General features: G+C 62.0%; 1 protein-coding gene. It reads right to left on the bottom strand.

Going from position 1 to position 308, the window contains the following annotated elements; all coding sequences use genetic code 11:
* On the bottom strand, nucleotides 1-266 hold a 266-nt coding region (locus P0G09_RS17890; protein WP_275253341.1), incomplete at its 3' end, for a saccharopine dehydrogenase NADP-binding domain-containing protein.
* Between the last annotated feature and the right edge of the window lie 42 nt (nucleotides 267-308).

Genomic DNA, 308 nt, shown 5'->3' on the forward strand with positions numbered 1-308 from the left:
GTCACGCCCGGGTCAAAGCCGCTGCCCAGCAGGGCGGTCAGGCCGGCCTCCTCAATCTTCTTGGCGTAGGCCCACTGCCAGCTGTAATCAAAGTAGGCGGAGAAACCGGCCTCCTTGCAGCGCTTCTCGTAAATGGCGCGCCACTCCGGGTCGTCGGTGTTCTCAGGCTCGTAGTTGGCGGTGTCCATGTAGTTCACGCCGCTGGCCAGGCAGGCATCCATGATGGTCAGATCCTGATAGGGCAGGGCGATGGTCATCGCCCTCATCAAGAGCTACCAGCCCGATCTGGTGATGAACATCGCCCTGCC

This window comes from Faecalibacterium sp. DFI.5.82 (assembly GCF_029076575.1).
In the GTDB taxonomy this organism is placed as follows: Bacteria; Bacillota; Clostridia; order Oscillospirales; family Ruminococcaceae; genus Faecalibacterium; species Faecalibacterium duncaniae.